This is a genomic window from Bradyrhizobium sp. USDA 326 (assembly GCF_049739485.1).
Lineage (GTDB): Bacteria > Pseudomonadota > Alphaproteobacteria > Rhizobiales > Xanthobacteraceae > Bradyrhizobium.
The window spans coordinates 5,736,836-5,754,823 of the sequence record NZ_JBMGQA010000001.1 but is presented as its reverse complement, the minus strand read 5'-3'; the positions used below and the strand labels follow the sequence as shown (position 1 = coordinate 5,754,823).

Below are 17,988 nucleotides of genomic sequence, written 5' to 3'. Positions count from 1 at the left end.
GAGCAGGACCCGTGGGATCATCTCTCCGCCCAAGCGTCGAACTGCAGCTCCTTGCCGCTTCGTAATTCGGTGCGAGCCGACCGCCGTAGCATCGATGCGAGACGCTGCGCAGCAAAACCGGCGCCAAATGCAAAGCGCATCATCGGTCCAAAGCTGTTTGCCGCGATCGGCCCGGTCAGAAACAGCCCCTTTACCGACGACTCAAAGTGCATCGAGAGCACGGGAGACTGGTTCACATGCGCCAGCTGCGCAACCAGCGGTCTATCCATGTAGTCGAGACGCCGGATGTCGACGCGATATCCCGTCGCGGCTATGACATGGTCCGCATGGACCCAGATCTTCTCACCAGTCGCCCTTCTCAGCTCGAGACGTACCCCCTCGTTGGCGGCTGATGCTCCTACAACTTCGCAACCGCAAAGTGCCGGAACGCGATCGACGAACATCTGCCTCATTGGCCATCCAGCGGCGGGACCGAGATGACGGCGCACGACCTCCTCGCGGAATGCATCAGGCATTAAATGAAACAGCAGCGGCGCGTCGGTGCACAACCGAGATTTTAGCCCCGGTCCTATTCCGGAGCGAGGATTCCTGATGCGTTGCCAGAGCGATTGCCTGCCCGGCGGCGGATTTGCGAAGACCAGCTTTTCGCGGCGGCAGATCAACGTAACATCGCATTCCTGCTGTTTCAGGAGCGCCGCCATATCGATGGCCGACGCTCCACCCCCAACCACTGCAACACGCCGCCCCGCGAAGCGGCGGAGGTCACGATGATCGTAACTGTGAGAAACGAGCTTGGCCGCAAGCGTGCTGAGCGGAGGCGGTACATACCGGAAATGTCCGATGCCGGTTGCGGCAACGATGCGACGGCATCGCACACTGGTTCCATTCTCGAGGTCAAAAGCAAAGCCTTCGGCCCGCCAGCGAAGCGAGTGGATCGTCGTTTCTTCCAGGTTCGGAGCGAAGCGATCGGCAAATGCACGGCCATAATCGGAAAAGGTCTCCAGCCGAACCGGCACTTGATCATCGCTATATTCGATCGAATGCTCTCCGCAGAAACGTGACAGCGGATACTCACCCGCCGGGTCGTAGAGGTTGGAAGCGAAGCCATCCGACTTCAGCAGCATACCTTCCGGCATGTGATGACGCCACATTTCCATCGGGCGGCCGAAAATTCGATGATCAACGCCTGCTGCTCTGAGATGAGCTGCCACCGAGAGGCCATACGGACCCGCGCCTATGATTGCGACATCAACTTCCATTTACGAATCCGCTTGGCTCGAAGCGCTAGCAGCCTCGGTTGCTTTCGGCACTGATGGCCGATCGAAACAATCGGAGAGAAGCAATTCCGCCCACTCGCCCGGTTCCGCGACAGTCCGCTCTGCGCGTGGAGTTGGAGCGGGCCCTTGCGAAATCGAGTGCCGCTCCGAGCGGATCTGCCGGTCGATTGCGTCGGAATAGAACGGAATTCGGTGAATTGTGTCGCGCGGAGCCCTACCAGGCATCTGCCACGCGCCGGTAGACGCGTGGACCGGGAGACCCGTACCATCCCATCCAATGCCGATGAACTCGCTCGCCACGACAAGACCTCGCAAATATGACACATCGGCTATTGCAATTTACAATATTTGACGATGCCCAATCTCAAATCGGCACCGAGCTACGCTGAGATTCGAGATTCAACGTCATCCATGGATTCTCCCGCCGGTGCGCGGCAACTTTCTTCCAGGACAGGTCTCCAAGGCTACAGGACGTGAGGGTGATGGAACATGATCGCTCGTTGAGGCATCATTTATCTATACAGGCAATTCCATCCGCCAAAGCAGCGACGGTCATTCTCGTGCTCAAGCAACGAAGGACTCGCGTGCTACGCCAAGGCTATTCTGGCTTGCGCCGGCGGCGCCTGATTACCCGATAGACGCCGTAAGCTACCGCCGCGAAGGCGATTCCGGCGCCGGCTGCGGGCCCCGGGGCACCTTGAGCCGTTCCTTGCCCGACGTAGGTGTAGGATTGGTCGGGAGGGAAGAAGAGGGTTGCGGTGAAATAAACGCCCGCGGGCACTGCCGCAGCCATTACGAGGAAGATTGCAAGCACCCATCCCGGCAACGTCATCGCTCCACTCCTTCCCAAAACCCCTAATATATATAAATTAAATAACACCTTTTTAAATTGAGGTCAATATGGATTTAAAAAGATCCCCATGGGAGCCGCTCTGCAGCACACGATGAGCTTTGCGCCACATGGAGAATGGGGGATACGTGCCTGGCCAATCCGAGCTCGCGCAGGAACCTCGACCAGAGATAGTCCAGGACTGTCCAGAACACCGGTTGTTCAACATAGATCCCACCGCGAAAGACCACAAAGGTGCGGTCGGCGTCTGCGGCAAGATGGCGGATGAGGTCCCGGTTCGATCCGTCCGGCGTCAATCTCGCCACCTGCACCTGGCAGCTCGCCGTGCTCGCTCGAATAACCGGCGTGTAGTTCACGAATTCCTCGCTCACGACAACATCGAAGTGGTTGCGCTCGAGAAACCTGACTAAATCCTCTTTGAGATAGCCCGGATTATCGGCCGGAATCGCGACCTTCCAGCTAAGGCCGAACAGGAGCACAATGGCAATGCACCACCTAAATGCGACGGAGGAGTTCACATCTGACACCCAGCATACAGAATCCGACGATCAGGCTCAGTATCAACGTGCTGCTGACGGCCTCGCCCAATGCACCGTGGAACGTGGCGTAGTGCCACTGGCTCAATCCCATGAAGCTCATGCGGGTGACATTCACAGCTATCACTGAAGTACACGCCAACAGACACCAAAGGGGATCATAAACAGTCCTCTTGTGGCAGACCAATTGGCTCACGAGAACCCAGCACAGCAGCGCAAGCGATATGTTCGCAAGCGAAGAGCAGGCCGGCAGAATCACCAGGATTCCGGAGCCGTCGGCGAATTGAACGATATCGCCGGTCCGGGGGGTGCGTAACATCCAGCCTACGAGCGCGGCATCAATCTGCAGAACCGTGCTTGCGAAGAACTGAAACAGCATTCTGCTCCAGAGCATCGGCACCGTGGTCGCCAACAGTATGAGCGCGCCGCGCCGTGACGACGAAACTTCGGTACAAACGATCACGTACAAACCGAGAAAGGTAACTGCGAGCCAGCTCAAAGGGCCAATCGGCAGAACGGCCAGAATGAGAAAGCCCGCCCCGAGCGCGAGCTCCCGCGGACGAATTCCGACCGTTCGGTCCTGGAGAACGAGATGAACCCCTGCGGCGCACGATATCCAGATGATTATACTGATCTCGAAAGTACCGAAAAATGCATCGATCCAGCCGAGCCGATCGACCGATTGCAGCATCCGCGACGCGAGTCCATTTGCGCATCCGAGGACGAACAGGCCGGCGTAAAATTCGCCGCGCGGCAGTCCCGTGAACGCCCGCGTGACGGAGCTGCGGTCAATTAATCCATTCGAAAATATGGTCACGATTTAATGCCTCGCGTTGCGGCCAGCTTAATCGCCGGACGCCCGCAGGACAACGCCGTATTAAACGGAATAAAATCCCCGAATATGCGAGTTTAAAACAGGTTCACCCGCGTGGCAGAAACTGTCAACTATTCTGACGCATTGGCCGCTTCCGAATCATGCCTTGGGTTTAGCGCTCCTTGAATGCACGCTCGGCCTGATCGTGCAGCGGCTTGAGCAGGTAGGACAGCGCGGTCCGACCTGCCGTCTTGATGAAGACCTCCACCGGCATGCCGGGCAGCAACTTGGCCGACCCGAGTTTCGCCAGCTCTTCGGGCTTCAGCAGGACGCGCCCGGTATAGTAGCTCGTGCCGGCCCGCTGATCCTGCGTAATGTCCGCCGAGACCATGCTGATCTCGCCGTCGATTTCGGGCGTAGTCTTCTGGTTGAAGGCCGCGAAGCGCATTGTCGCGGTCTGCCCCACATAGACCTGGTCGATGTCCTTCGGTGCGATCTTGACCTCGACGGCGAGCGAATCCGCGTCAGGCACGATTAGCATGATCTGCTCGCCGGGTGCGATTACACCTCCGACCGTGTGGACGCTGAGTTCGTGGACGCGGCCGGATTGCGGTGCCCTGATGTCGACCCGATTCAATTGATCGACCGCCGCAGTTCTGCGCTCGCTCAGTTCGGAGAGTTTCGAGCGCGTTTCGATCAGGTCCTTACCGACCTCCGTCCGAAGGTCCTGGTCGACCTGAATGATCTGGAGTCCGATTTCGGAGATCTTGCCCTTCGACTGAGCAATCATTCCTGCGAGCTGGCTGCGCTCGCCTTCGATGCGGGCCGAGTCGCGCTCGAGGGAATTGAGCCGCGTGATCGGCACCAGATTCTTCTGCCAGAGGCTGCGCACGCCCTCCAGCTCCTGACGGATGAATTCGACTTCCTTCTGCTTGGCCTCGGTCTGTCCCACATAGCCCTTGATCTCATTCTCCAGCTGCGTGCTTTTCTCCTGCAGCTGCGCCTTCTGGCCGCTCCTCGCCTGGCGACGCAGGTCAAACAGCTTCCGCTCCGCGGCGATCGCACGGCTCGCTTCCGAGTTGTTCTCCTTGGCTCGGTCGAGCAGCACTTTGGGAAACGTCACCCGCTCGGAACCATCGCGCTCGGCCTCGAGACGCGCCTGCCGCGCGAGCAGCTCATCGATGCTGTTGGTGACGATTGTCGCATTCGCGAGCGTCTGAGTCTCGTCGAGGCGTATCAGAATGTCGCCCGCCTTGACCCGGTCGCCCTGCCGCACGCGCAACTCTCCCACGATCCCGCCGGTGGCGTGCTGAACCTTCTTGACGCTCGAATCCACCACGACCACGCCCTGGGCGATCACCGCGCCCGACAATTGGGTCGTCGTCGCCCAGCCGCCGACCCCAAAGGTCACCAGAGCGAGCATGATCAATCCGACGATCATGTAACGCTGGATGGATTGCAGCGCCGGCGCTACCTGAGCGTTCATCGCCCTCCTCCGTGAGCTTCAGCGACGACCTTGAGCGGCACCGGATTCCGCAACACTTTCTTGAGAACCTCCTCTCGCTTTCCGAAGGACTGAACCCTGCCTTCGCCAAGGCACAGGACATGGTCTACGCCTTCAAGCGCCTTGGGACGATGCGCGACGACGGCGACAATCCCACCGCGGCGGCGCACGTTCAGGATCGCCTCGGTCAGCGCCTCCTCGCCCTCTGCATCGAGATTGGAGGAGGGCTCATCGAGCACGACCAGGAAGGGTTTACCGTAGAAGGCACGCGCGAGACCGATGCGCTGCCGCTGCCCGGCGGACAGCGCCAGTCCTCCCTCGCCGATCTTCGTGCCGTAGCCGTCCGGAAGCGAAAGGACGAGATCGTGCGCACCGGCGGCATGTGCGGCCTCCAGAACAGCGGCAGCCGTCGCTTGCGGATCGAACCGTGCGATGTTCATGGCAATGCTACCGTCGAACAATTCGACGTCCTGGGGCAGATAGCCGATGTGCTTGCCGAGGGCATCCGAAGACCAGTGATCGAGTGCGGCATTGTCCAGCCGTATCCGGCCGCGAATGCACGGCCATACTCCCACCAGCGCTCGCGCCAGCGTGGATTTGCCGGATCCGCTCGGCCCGATGATTCCGACGGCCTGCCCGCTCCGCAGTTGGAACGACACTTCGCCGAGCGTGGGCTTCTCCGAGTTTGGCGCGCCGATATAGAGATGCTCGACCGTGAGCGTCTCGGCAGGGGGAGGCAATGCCAGCCGCTCCTCCTCGTGAGGCAGCAGCTTCAGCAGATGATCGAGCCGTTGCCCCGACTGCCGCGCGGCGACGAATCCTTTCCAGTTCGCAATAGCCATTTCGACGGGCGCCAGTGCCCGCGCGGTGAGGATCGATCCGGCAATGATGATGCCGGCCGTCGATTCCTGGTTGATGACGAGGACCGCGCCGACGGCAAGAACCAGCGATTGCAGGATCGCTCGAAAGATCTTGGAGGCCCCCCCGAGCCCGTTTGCGACGTCGCTGGCCCGTTCATGGGCCGCGAGGTACTTCGCGTTGACTTCCTGCCAGCGCAAAGCCGCCTGCTGCCGCATGCCCATGGCCTGCAGAACCTCGGCATTTCGCCGCCCCTCGAGCGCCAATGCCGTTCGCGAGACCGCAAGACGCGAGGACGCCTTTGCCGGCCCTCGTGTCCGGGTCTCCGTGAGCACCGTAATGCCGACCAGCACCAGCGCGCCGGCCAGCGCAGTGACGCCAATCCAGAAGTGAAAGAGGAAGCAGACGCCAAGATAGATCGGCATCCAGGGCAGATCGAACAGCGCCGTCGGCCCTCCGCTCGACAGGAAGCTGCGGACCTGATCAAGGTCGCGCACCGGCTGCAAGCCGTCGCCATCGGCTCTGGTCTTCAGGGGCAGGCGAACGAGCGCGTCGAATATGCGAACGCCGAGCCTTTCATCGAAATACCGGCCGACCCGGGCGCTGATCCTGCTCCTGACGAGGTCGAGCCCGCCCTGAAACAGGTAAAGCACCGTGGCCAGAACCATCAAGGCGATCAGCGTCGGTATGCTGCGCCCGGGCAGCACCCGATCGTAGACTTGCAGCATGAAGAACGAGCCGGTGAGCATAAGGAGATTGCTCATCCCGCTGAAGGCCGCAAGTGCCCAGAATATCCGGCGGCAGGACCGCAGGAAGCCCGACAACTCCGACCGCGACTCATCATAGTCGTTAGCCGGCCGCGGATGACCGGAGAACAGTCGTTGCCGCAGGACTTCGACGAGGTGCTTTGCCGAGCCGATCGGACCTCGCGTCCGCAGTTCGGCGTCTTCCACCCACTGTCGTGCGACAGCCCCAAATCTCGCCAGATGCGAAAGTTGGATCCGAAAAGAGCTTGCTGGCAGGGGGATCACCCCCCACCTCTCAAAGTTTGTCATGGCTCCCACCCTTGAACCGTGCCTTATGTGAGATCCCCAAGAAGATCCCGAAGGCAGATTTGAGCTTGATGTCCCTGTCGTCGAGCTAGTTACGCGAAGTAGAAGTCAGGCCAATCTGCGCACCGAGCCTTGTCAACCTGAGCGTGTTGCCTGCCGGCGCTACCGTGAGATGATGGCCATCCTGCCATTTGATCTGCGCTCCCAGTTTCTTCGATCCGTACTCCACGACCAAGCCGTTCGCAGAGCGCGTATCATGGCGATCCGCATCACCACCTCATGGTTAATCAGCCTGGCCTCACGTGCCGGTCGCCATGGGCTTTTTTGGGACCAGATGGGGGCCGGGCCGAGGTTTTTTTAACCATCACGCCAACTCGCGGCGCCGAAATAATCGCGCATTTTCCCTGATTAAATCGTCGCGCATCTCCCTGATCTCACGCCGGACAGCCAGACTCAACACGCTTTCCGTTGCGGCATGGCCTTAGCCCACAGAAATCGTTTGCTTCAACGCCCCGACGAGACCGTGCGGGGCACGTGACCGGCACTGCATTTAATTCTATTTATTCCCACGTACCCGCAATCGCCCTGACGCGATGAGAGCCGGACAAGACCGTCAAATCGGAGCGACAAAGTGTAGCGGCGCGCGCTTGGTTGCTGGCGGTCCGAGAATGACCGTCGCCAAAGCGCCGGCCGGCCAAGGTTGCGCATAGCGATCCTGTCCGCGCCTTGTATCCCGCCAACACGGCGAAGCTGCTCATGCGTGGAGCAAGAGAGGCAGCCGGAATAGAAGAAGGCGGGGGACCATCCCCCGCCTTCCATGATCTGCACCGCAGATGGGTGGCTACTCCCTGTCGCCGAACTCGCGACTACGCGAAATGGAAGTCGTGGCTGTTCAGCTTGTCGAGCTGCGTGTTCTTCAGCGTGAGGGTGTCGCTCCCCGTCGCGATCACGACGTCGTGGCCTGACTGGGCCGCATGGGAGAGAACGCTCGCAAAACTGTCGAACACGCTCTTGCTGAACTCGATCGTATCGTGAGCCGGCCCGCGGGCAGCGAAGTCCTTGATAACGTCATGGCCGAAGTTCGACGCGAACTGGAACGTATCCGCACCCCATTTGCCAACCATGATGTCGTTGCCCTTGGTACCGGTCAGCGTGTCGCTGCGGCCCGAACCGACGATCGCCTCGCCCGAGCTGGTCCCGACCACGTGGCCTGTGGTGTCGACCTGCTCTGCGGAAAAGGCGTGGCTCTTGCCCGACAGGTCCGAGGTCTTGAAGCTCCACTTGCCGTCGGCTCCCGTGGTGACCGAACCAACCGAGGTCGTGCCGTCAAACAGCTTGATGGCGCTGTTGGGATCGGCCGTGCCCTTGATCGTTGCCGTGTGACCCCAATGGTGCTGCACATTGGTGACTTCCACGGTTGAGGTGCCGCCGCCGCTGTGCGGGCCAATCGGCGGATCAATCGGCTGCGACAAGGCGCTGGTGTTGTCGGCAGCGTCGGTGGCCGTCGCGGTGAAAGTGTGGGACCCCTGCTTGAGATTCGGGGTCGTCACGCTCCAGCCGCCGTCACTTGCAACGGTCGCGGTACCGAGCAGGTTCGTGCCCTCATAGAGCTTGATCAAGCTTCCCGCTTCCGCGGTGCCGGATACCGTTGCCCGGTTGTGCGTGGTCGAATCGCTCAACAGAACCGGAGCATCGGGGGCAGCGGTATCCACCGTGACATCCAGCGCGGTCGATGCCTTGCTGGTGACGCCGGAAACCGTGTCGGTCGCGATGAAGCTGTGCTTGCCGTCGGGCAGCGCTGCAGTCGAGTAGTGCCACGCTCCCTTCGCATCCGCCGTGACCGTGCCGAGCTGGGTCTTGCCGTCGAACACCTTGACCGTGCTGTTGGCTGCCGCGGTCCCCGTCAGGGTCAGCGTGTTGTCGCTCGTGATGTGATCACCGGCGACACCGGTGTCTTTCGAAAAAGTGGCGATCTTCGGTGCGGCCGGTGCAGAGGTGCCCGTGCCCGATGTGCCGGTGCCAGAGGTACCCGATCCGGAAGTACCCGAGCCGGAGGTGCCTGTACCCGAGGTATCTGAGCCAGACGTGCCCGAGCCGGAAGTACCTGTACCCGAGGTACCCGAACCGGAGGTGCCCGAGCCGGTGGAGCCCGTCGTTCCGGAACCAATGACCGGATCCACAGCCGTCGACGCAGCGCTGACGTTGCCGGCAACGTCCGTCGCCTTGGCCGTCAGCAGGTGCGAACCGGACGACAGCGCAGACGTCGTGACACTCCACGCACCGCTCGAGTTGGTTGTCGCCGTCCCGACCTGCGTCGTTCCGTCATACACCTTGATCGCGCTGTTCGCTTCGGCAGTCCCCGTCACCACCACCTGATTGGCAGAGTTCACGGTGTCGCTCGCGATCGTCGGAGCAGCCGGGGCCTTGGTGTCGATGGTGACGACCTTCGCAGCCGATGCCACGCTGGTCTGGCCCGACGAGTCGGTCGCAGTCGCGGTGAGCGTATGCTTGGCGTCGGTCAGGACCTTGGTGATGTAGTCCCAGCTGCCGGTCGAGCTCGCAGTGGTCGTGCCGATTTGCGTCGAGCCGTCGTAGATCTTGACGGTGCTACCAGCGGCAGCCGCACCTTTGAGCTCCAGGGCATTGTCGTTCGTCACACCATCGCCCGCCACACCGCTATCAGTCGAGAACGAAGCGATGATGGGTGCAGCCGGAGGCGTCGCTGTGGGCGGTGCAGACGTAGACGCTGTGCCCGACAAGGTGTTGTCGGCGCTTATGACCTTGCCGCTGCGCATATCCACGTTGTTGGAGAGCGACCAACCATCCATCGAACCCGGGTAGAACGCGCCATAGGCGCCCGACGTATCGAGAAAATTGTCATGCGCCAACGCAGTTCCGCTGATGGGCGTGACGGCGGGATTCGAGGACGCATACATGCTGCTGCCATGGACCATGTATGACATGGCCGTGTCGCCCGTCGAAATCATCGTATTGTAGGCAAAGATCGGATCTACCAGCGTGCCGGAATTGGATCCATCGTTGATATCGAACTGGTAACCCTCGCCGCTCGCCGCTGAAGGCGTTTCGTAACTGGTATTGAATTCGATATCAATCTTGTTCGTGACGCCGGTACCGGTCTGTTGCAGGTAGTTCAGATGCGAACCGGCAACCGTACCGCCGTTCTCGATGAGATTGTACTTGTAAGTTAGGTCAGTGCTACCACCAATCTCCACCGCATGCTGCGGAAAATCCTTCATCCAATTATACTGGACAACGACATTGCCACTGCCCGAGATGAGCGCACTGCCGTCCGCACCTCCGATTAGCGTGCAGTGCTCAACTGTCAGATTTGGCGAACCAGGACCAGCATCGATCAAGCTCGTTGGCGTCGTCGCCTGGAACTTGCAGTTGGTTATGACGGCATCGGGAGAATTCGTCAGGTAGACGAACGCACCGCCGTTCGTTGAGAAATCGATGCCATCAAGATGCACGCCGGCTTGACCGTCAATGCGAACCATATTGCCGCTGACTGTGATCCCAGGACCACTAAGAGTCTGCCAGTCTTTCAGCTGCGTATCCGCGGGTACGCCCACAGCGTAATCAACACCGGCGACCTCCCAAGAGGGCCGCACGGCGTAGCCGTCCAACAGATTGGGTAGTTGCGGTGCGCCGGTGGACGCATTTAGAGAGCCGTCATTCAGGGCCATGATTACCTCTTGGCTTGTGTTCCGATTGGAAGATGATCAGCCCATCACAGGGCTGATAGAGCATTGCAGTCTCCGAATTCACTGACGCGAGAGACAACACACGATCACTTATTGCGCCCTGGTGCCGTTGGGCGGATTGAAAGCAGCTGTCCGCAAACCGCCGCCGAAGCTCACATCACGTCGATGCGCATCGTCATATCAGTGAGTCCCTAGTCGCCGCCCCCAACGGCTCGCGTTTTGGTACTCGGCGCAAGGCGATTTTTTGACCATTTATGGGCCCCGATGCGATCCTTCTTTGATTTCATCCCCAGGATTCTCACTAGCAGTACTGTCGTTAAATCTCGCATTTAATCCGCAGTGCGAATGCACCATCAACATAGTGAGTGGCACGAATTTATTATCACCACTCGCGAAATAGCGCGCCCGCATTCCGCGTTGATACGATCACACTTTAGATCACGTAGAGCCACTTTACCGCTGAGGTAAAACGAGCTGTGTTCGATCATACGCCTTGGGGAAAGAGACAGGCGTGCAAGCCCGCATCCTTTTTGACCGGGAACGATCTAGCGCCGGTGATCCGAGATGGACCTCTATCCCAATAAGAATTATAATCAGCGCAGTTCTGATGTATGCTTATACTGGATTTTCATGGGCTACGCCGAACCAAACAACCTCAGCAATCGATTTCGCGTTCAACGATTTCGATTATTCGCGCCTATCGTCGCTCAAGTTCTTGCCAATAAGAGAACTTGCCGGATTCTGGATATGGGCGGCACCGCAGCCTACTGGGAGCAATTCGGCAGCGATTTGGACTGGGATCGAGTTGAGGTTTGTACATTGAATCTGGATGAGTCTGAGATTGAGACAACACATCCAAAGATAATCTCGATTGTCGGAGACGCGCGCGACGCCGCGGAATTTCACGATCTCAGCTTCGACATTGTTCATTCCAACTCGGTCATTGAGCATGTTGGACGCTGGGATGACATGGCGGCAATGGCAAAGGAGATACGCCGACTCGCCCCCCGTTATTTCGTCCAGACCCCTTACTTCTGGTTCCCATTTGAACCTCATGCTCGTTTTGCATTCTTCCATTGGATGCCAGAGTCAGTGCGATATCGAATCCTGTTAAGTCGCACCTGCGGCTTCTGGAAGCAGCACTCGGATGTGGCCCAAGCCACGAAGGCGGTTCAGAGTGCGCTGTTGCTTGACAAAAGGCAGTTTCAGCATCTCTTTCCCGATGCTAAAATTATCAGCGAACGATTCTTTGGTTTTGTGAAATCGCTGATTGCCATTCGCTGAAGACACACGGATGCTCGCCGCTTTGGGCGACCTACTGTTGCCGGCAACGGTGCGCGCTCGGCGTTGGTTAGGTCGAAGCCGGCTTCGCCTCGCGCACATTCTCGGCAGTTCTAGACATTTCATCGACAGCATTCCTGCCTTCGGTTGATATTCTGATCTGCCAAAACTTCTTACGCCTCCGAACTCAGCAGGCCCGGATAGTTACCTCGATCAGCGCCGAGTTGCAGCGACGACGGCAACGTAATTTCGCACCCGTCCATTTGTAACGCCTTGCGCCGCGTCTGAACCAATTCCAGTTTTGAGAAGCAGCGTTCGATCAGACCCCGCTTGGCATAGAGCGGCATGTTGAACTAATCTTAATTGCGTGCGCGAGAGATTGTGCGCGGTGACGCCTTGGGCGCCATTCGGAGCGATTGCGGTTCGGAATGCATTGGGGTGTAGACCGTATCGGCCATCACAACCTCGGCAGAGAGTTCCTAGACGAGCAGCTCGGCTTGCGGCGGGCGCTGGCCTGACCTGCATCAGCAAGAAACGGGCCGGGAGAGCCCAAGCCGGGGACAGTCAGACAGGTTCCCTGTCATCAGACGAGCCGTGACCTGTCCTTCGGCTAGATGGTTAAAGTTATATATCCAGGCTCCGCGTCAATTTTCGCCAGCTCCAAACATTTTATTGACAGCATCGTCATGTCCAGCAATTATTTCGGGCAAGTAGCAGATTTAATATTTTTAGTTTTATGGGCCATTCCGCGACAACGATCTCGCGCCGGTTTCTGGCTTCGGCACTGTTTCAGCCCAGCCCACGGCCTTTGGTTGCGCAAATGATCTGCGGCATCTTAGAGTTGCAGGGCGGACTGCGCAATGCTTCCCTAGATGCCAAACGGCGCCTGGAAGTTCAATGGCGCCCCCCGGGGATCGCCAGGGGCTGCCACGGTGCGTGAAGCTGTCCGATTGCGTCATCAACACAGCATCGCGCGCAAGATCGCAGGCGCATACCGCGGACTCTCGTACGTCGTCCACTATGTACGTTGGCGGTTTCGTTTCGCAGACTTCGGTTGGCGCTCCCGGCTGGAAGCCCCCGATCTGCTCACCCACCCGGAGCACATCCGGATCGGCAATCATGTTCACATCCGCAAGGGCGCCAGGCTGGAAGCGATAACCAGCACAGACGTCTGCGAAGTCCCGAAGATCGAAATCGGAGATGGGACATCGGTGCACCTATATTCCCACATCGGCGCTGTCTCGCGGGTGCAGATCGGTCGAGACGTGCTCATCGCCGGCCACGTTTACATTACGGACCATGACCATGCTCTTCCCGAGCCCCGCTTGTCGACCACTCGAAACGCAGTCCTCATTGCCGCGCCAACCTGCATCGACGACCATTGCTGGTTGGGTGAAGGCTGCATGATCCTCAAAGGAGTCCATTTGGGCCAAGGATGCGTCGTCGGTGCGAACGCGGTGGTAACCAAGAGTTTCCCTCCCTATTCCGCGGTTGTGGGCATTCCGGCTCGCCTGGTAAGCCGGTATGACCAGGCCAGGAAGGAGTGGGTCGCCGTCGGTACCGAGCAGATGCATGAGTGACGATGTGGCCAGCCTGGCAAAGACGGTGTTGGTCTTAGCCTATCATTTCCCTCCTATCGGCGGCGCTGGTGTCCAACGAACCGTCAAGTTCGTGAAGTATCTTCCCGAGTTTGGCTTCCGCCCCGTAGTCGTCACGACCGGCGACGCCAGCACCGACCCTTCGTCGCCGCGCGATCCTTCCCTTCACCGAGAAATACCAGCTGGCACTCCCGTATACCGGACTCAAAACACTCCGTCCGCGCCCTTCGGTCACCGGATCGCTAGCATCGAGGACCGCTTGCTGGGGCTGGTGGGACGCAGCGGCCGAAACTCAAGAGCTTGGATCGAAGCATGCACGAATGTTGGGCTGCAAGCCGGACGCGAGAATCCGCCCGATTTAGTATATGCCTCACTCTCGCCGTTTGAGAGTTGTCCGGCGGCAGCGTTCATCGCGCAAGCCTTTGGAGTGCCATGGGTCGCCGACCTCCGCGATCCGTGGGCTCTCGACGAGATGATGGTATATTCAAGCCGCTGGCATCGCGCGGCTGAAATCCGGCGCATGCGGAGAGAATTGAGTACCGCTCGGCTCATCATCATGAACACCCCGGAGGCAACCCGCGCCTTGACGCGGGCGATGCCGGAATTCTCGAAGAGAGCTGTCACAATTACGAACGGCTTCGATGCCGACGACTTTGCTCGTCCCCCATCCCCCAAACTGCAGGGCCAATTCCGAATTGTTCACACTGGCCATCTGCATTCCGAGCTCGGCGCCCGCCACCGCCGCAATCGCTTGGTTCGCCGACTGCTCGGCGGGCATCGCATACCCGTGGATGTGGAGACTCGCTCGCACATATACTTGTTGGCTGCGCTGGCACGGTGGCGAAGCGAAACGCCAGACATGAGCCGACACGTTCGCCTGGTGCTGGCCGGCCCAATAACGCCTTCAGACCGTTTGATCGTCGAAAAGTCCGGCGTTTCAGACCTGGTCGAGATGCCGGGCTACGTCGATCATCAGCGTTCCATCGACTTCATTCGTTCGGCGGACATCCTGTTCCTGCCGATGCACAATCTTCCGGCGGAAGAGAAGGCACGTCTGGTTCCCGGCAAGACCTATGAATATATGGCCGCCGGCCCCCCCATTCTCGCCGCAGTGCCGGACGGAGATGCGAGTGATCTGGTGAAGCAATCGCGCAATGGCGACGTGTGCCGGCCGGATGATGTAGACGGCATGCTCGGCAGTTTGCGTGCGCGCTACGAGTCCTGGCTCGCCGGCAAGCCGCCGCTGCCGACGAATTCCGAGTTTTGCAGTCGTTTCGAACGCCGTGAATTGACGCGCGCGCTTGCAGCGAATTTTGAGTGCATTCTACCCCGCTGATATCTCCAATTATAGATTGCTGGAGTGTTGAGCATGTGCGGAATCGCTGGAGTATATTGGCGGAGGCCTCGAACTTCAGGCAGCCCGAACGTGGCTTCCCGTATGGCCGATGCGCTGTACCACAGGGGACCCGACTCGGCAGGTACTTATGAGGCGCCGTTCGCAGAGATCGGATTCCGTCGCCTCGCCATCATTGACCTATCCACCGGAGATCAGCCGCTCTCCAACGAGGACGGTTCCGTACAATGCTTCCTCAATGGCGAAATCTACAATTATAAGGACTTGCGCGAAAGGCTACGAAAACTAGGTCACACGTTTTGGACCACCTCTGATACCGAAGTTCTTCCGCATCTCTACGAAGAGTATGGCACCGACATGTTCTCGATGCTCAACGGCATGTTTGCCGTTTGCATCGTCGATCGCCGGCGACAACAAATCATACTGGCCCGCGACCAGATCGGCGTTAAGCAGATGTACTATGCAGCATCCAACGATTGTGTGGTTTTCGCCAGCGAAGTCAAAGGGATCCTTGCGTCAGGCTTCGTCACGCCCGATGTCGATCGATCCGCGGTGATGAGCTATCTCGCACTGTTCTACGTGCCGGAGCCTCGCACCCTGCTTCATGGTATCCTTAAGATTCCGCCCGGCAGCTTCCTGCGCCTCGCGCCAGGAGTAATCCCAGAACCGGTGAATTACTATCAGCCCCCAGCTCCCATCACCCCTGACGATCGTGATCCCGAACAGGCCATAGCTGAAACGCGGAATCTCCTCGAGGACGCCGTAAGACTTCAACTGCAGGCCGACGTTCCGATCGGGATAAGCCTGTCCGGCGGCGTTGATTCCAGCGCCCTCGCATATTTCGCATCGCTGACGAGCAGTTCACCCCCGACAGCCTTTACTATCGATTGGCCGGGGACATTCGAGGGCGAAGTTGCCGGGGCCAGAGATCTGTGCCGGCATCTCGGTCTGCCGCACCGCATCCTTCGGCCGAAGCTTTCCGACCTGATTGAGGAGCTTCCGCTGCTGGCTTGGATGTGCGACGAGCCGATTGCCGATCCCGCGATGTATTCGCAGTTCGTGATTGCGCGTGCTGCCAGAGAGCATGTCAAAGTCCTGCTTACTGGCGCAGGCGGCGACGAGCTCTTCGGCGGATATTCCTCGTACGGGCTTTCGACCAGACGCAGATGGTACGTTCGCATCCCAAGGCCAATACGACACGCCATGCGTCCACTTGCGCAGCTAGGCGGTCTGTCTCGCGACGAGATTGAGGCGCTGGATTTGTACTCACATTCCCGGCTTGCGTGGCACACCCGTGCAATGACGAGCATTGACTCTCCGACGCGGTCGCTCCTCGCCAATCACCTAGGTGCGTCCGCCGATGCGTTCGTGAACTTTCGACATTGGTTCAGCGAGTACCGGGAACTCGATGCGACCCGCCAGCAAATGCTGGTCGACTTGAAAACCTACCTCCCGGACCAAGTACTTCCCATGGTCGATCGCGCGACGATGGCCTGCGTCTATCGAGGCTCGTGTGCCGCTATTGGACGTGCGGCTGGTCAACCATGTGTTCTCCCTCTCGACGAGGACAAAGCTCGGTCATCCTACGGTGCCGAAGCGGCTCCTGAAATTGGCAATCGAGTCGGGAGTGCCGGCCGATACCCTGACCCGAAGGAAAGTTGGACTTCCTTCGCCTATGGCAACACTCGTCCAGAACGAATGGAACCGTGCGTTGCCCGCCGCGCTACTTCGGCGGTCGAGCTTTGTCAGGACGCTCCTTCCAACGGGATGGCTGAAAGGATTGCTTGCGACCAGAGAGATCGCGCTTTCGAACTCAAGGGTTCTGTACTCGCTACTGATACTTGAACTTTGGCATAGACTATTTGTCGTCGAGCGGTCGGTCGGGCCCCCAGCCGTTCGTATCGAAGAACTCTTGGACATCCCCGCACAACGATCTAGGACTCTGTCGGCGGCATTCTGATCATCCATAGGGCGCCGGTCAGAACGTGCGATTGGCAGCCCTTCTAATCGTCAATCCACTCGCGCCAGATCCAATGCGAGCGTCGCCGCGAGCAACATCGATAACGAGCCGCTTCCATTCGCCTCCAACCACTCGCCAGAATCGCGGCCCCCATACCCGCATGAGAGAGGCATAGCACTGCAGGCGATCGGAACGATCAAGCTCGACGCGAGAAATCGCTCGTAGAACTTCCAAGAATTGTTTGGTCCGAGGCATCACGTAGCGACCTCGGTTTGCTGCATCCATCTTCTCGTCGAACTGCTCCTTCGACTGATACTGACTAAAGCTAGTTCCAACATGCACCCTGGCTTGGTAAAGGTCGCGCGGAATCCGCCAGAACTGGCCGATCATCGCGAGTTCTGCGAGTAGGACCACATCCGAGGATTCAAAGCTTCCGATGAGCCCCGTTTTCGCCAACACACTCGATCGAAGAAGCCCGAGAGCCGGATAGCACAGACCGGAATGCCTCAGTACCCGCTCAAGTCTTCCGCTTGGCGTTTCCTCGCGGGTGTCCAGATGGTCTTCGTAGCATCCCAGATGATGGCCGTCCTCATCGATTTGAACCGCTCTCGGATAGACGAGCACGACCGAACTTGGTGCCCTATGGAGCCAATCAACACACTCCCGCAAGAAGCCAGGGCTGCACACGTCATCATGTACCAGCCATTTGAAATAGTCGCCTTCGGAGAGATGGAACACCCGCCGGAAATTTGGCGCAATGCCGATATTGGCTTCATTCCGAAAGTAGCGAACCCTTGAGTCGTGCCGAGCATATTCCCGGCAGATATCCGACGTACCATCGGTCGAAGCGTTATCGGAGATCACCAGTTGGAAGTTCTCGAAATTCTGGCTGAGGGCGCTATCAAGCGCCTCGCGCAGGTATCGCTCACCGTTGAATACAGGCAATCCCAAAGCTACGCGTGGCTTTCGCACTCATACCCTCCATGTGCCCGAAAACTCCCCATAAGCATACTACCGATACCGCTTAGGACGAGTATTCAAGAGCTGAGCGGTGGGGCCTTAGCTCTCGCCCGCTCTCGGGCGGATATCCCCCATGTGTCGCCCCGACTTCGAATAGATCGACGCCGGCAATCCCGCGATAGGATGGCCCAAGACGGGATCCCGCTCACCGGCTATACA

At 59.0% G+C, this 17,988-nt stretch carries 12 protein-coding genes and 1 pseudogene; 5 read left to right on the top strand and 8 right to left on the bottom strand.

Annotated elements, in window-relative coordinates:
• Positions 1–17: 17 nt before the first annotated feature.
• The 6 genes from ABIG06_RS26925 to ABIG06_RS26900 form a co-directional block, all read right to left on the bottom strand.
• A complete protein-coding gene (locus tag ABIG06_RS26925) occupies positions 18–1,259 on the bottom strand; it encodes an NAD(P)-binding domain-containing protein (protein WP_370139261.1) in 1,242 nt (413 codons plus the stop codon).
• Between the two features lie 924 nt (positions 1,260–2,183).
• Positions 2,184–2,645, bottom strand: a complete 462-nt coding sequence (locus ABIG06_RS26920; RefSeq protein WP_370139260.1) for a hypothetical protein — start codon at positions 2,643–2,645, stop codon at positions 2,184–2,186.
• Complete coding sequence (locus ABIG06_RS26915; RefSeq protein ID WP_370139259.1) at positions 2,623–3,480, bottom strand: hypothetical protein; 858 nt, start codon at positions 3,478–3,480, stop codon at positions 2,623–2,625. Before ABIG06_RS26915 ends, ABIG06_RS26920 begins: the two co-directional genes overlap by 23 nt.
• Positions 3,481–3,649: 169 nt before the next feature.
• Positions 3,650–4,963, bottom strand: coding sequence for an HlyD family type I secretion periplasmic adaptor subunit (locus ABIG06_RS26910; RefSeq protein WP_370139258.1), 1,314 nt, complete (start codon positions 4,961–4,963; stop codon positions 3,650–3,652).
• Positions 4,960–6,894: a type I secretion system permease/ATPase gene (locus tag ABIG06_RS26905; protein WP_370139257.1), complete on the bottom strand. Its 1,935-nt coding sequence runs from the start codon at positions 6,892–6,894 to the stop codon at positions 4,960–4,962. Before ABIG06_RS26905 ends, ABIG06_RS26910 begins: the two co-directional genes overlap by 4 nt.
• 863 nt (positions 6,895–7,757) lie before the next feature.
• Positions 7,758–10,598, bottom strand: coding sequence for an Ig-like domain-containing protein (locus tag ABIG06_RS26900; RefSeq protein ID WP_424578423.1), 2,841 nt, complete (start codon positions 10,596–10,598; stop codon positions 7,758–7,760).
• A gap of 582 nt (positions 10,599–11,180) precedes the next feature.
• On the opposite strand from ABIG06_RS26900, the gene ABIG06_RS26895 reads away from it, so the two are divergent.
• A complete protein-coding gene (locus ABIG06_RS26895) occupies positions 11,181–11,900 on the top strand; it encodes a class I SAM-dependent methyltransferase (RefSeq protein ID WP_370139255.1) in 720 nt (239 codons plus the stop codon).
• Positions 11,901–12,070: 170 nt separating this feature from the next.
• Here the strand turns inward: ABIG06_RS26895 and ABIG06_RS26890 are convergent, their stop codons facing one another.
• Positions 12,071–12,244: a hypothetical protein gene (locus ABIG06_RS26890; protein ID WP_370139254.1), complete on the bottom strand. Its 174-nt coding sequence runs from the start codon at positions 12,242–12,244 to the stop codon at positions 12,071–12,073.
• A 585-nt stretch (positions 12,245–12,829) separates the two neighbouring features.
• On the opposite strand from ABIG06_RS26890, the gene ABIG06_RS26885 reads away from it, so the two are divergent.
• The 4 genes and pseudogenes from ABIG06_RS26885 to ABIG06_RS26870 all read left to right on the top strand — a co-directional run bounded on the left by ABIG06_RS26885 (position 12,830) and on the right by ABIG06_RS26870 (position 16,809).
• Positions 12,830–13,477 carry an acyltransferase gene (locus ABIG06_RS26885; protein ID WP_370139253.1) on the top strand — a complete coding sequence of 216 codons (648 nt, stop codon included), beginning with the start codon at positions 12,830–12,832 and terminating at the stop codon, positions 13,475–13,477.
• A complete protein-coding gene (locus ABIG06_RS26880) occupies positions 13,470–14,831 on the top strand; it encodes a glycosyltransferase (RefSeq protein WP_370139252.1) in 1,362 nt (453 codons plus the stop codon). Before ABIG06_RS26885 ends, ABIG06_RS26880 begins: the two co-directional genes overlap by 8 nt.
• A gap of 33 nt (positions 14,832–14,864) precedes the next feature.
• A pseudogene (gene asnB, locus ABIG06_RS26875) lies at positions 14,865–16,331 on the top strand (asparagine synthase (glutamine-hydrolyzing)); the annotation flags it as partial.
• Between the two features lie 31 nt (positions 16,332–16,362).
• A complete protein-coding gene (locus tag ABIG06_RS26870; RefSeq protein ID WP_424578587.1) occupies positions 16,363–16,809 on the top strand; it encodes an asparagine synthase-related protein in 447 nt (148 codons plus the stop codon).
• Positions 16,810–16,827: 18 nt separating this feature from the next.
• Here ABIG06_RS26870 and ABIG06_RS26865 read toward each other — a convergent pair whose 3' ends face one another.
• The gene (locus ABIG06_RS26865; protein WP_370139250.1) at positions 16,828–17,781 is read right to left on the bottom strand and encodes a glycosyltransferase family 2 protein; all 954 of its coding nucleotides are present in this window, start codon (positions 17,779–17,781) and stop codon (positions 16,828–16,830) included.
• Between the last annotated feature and the right edge of the window lie 207 nt (positions 17,782–17,988).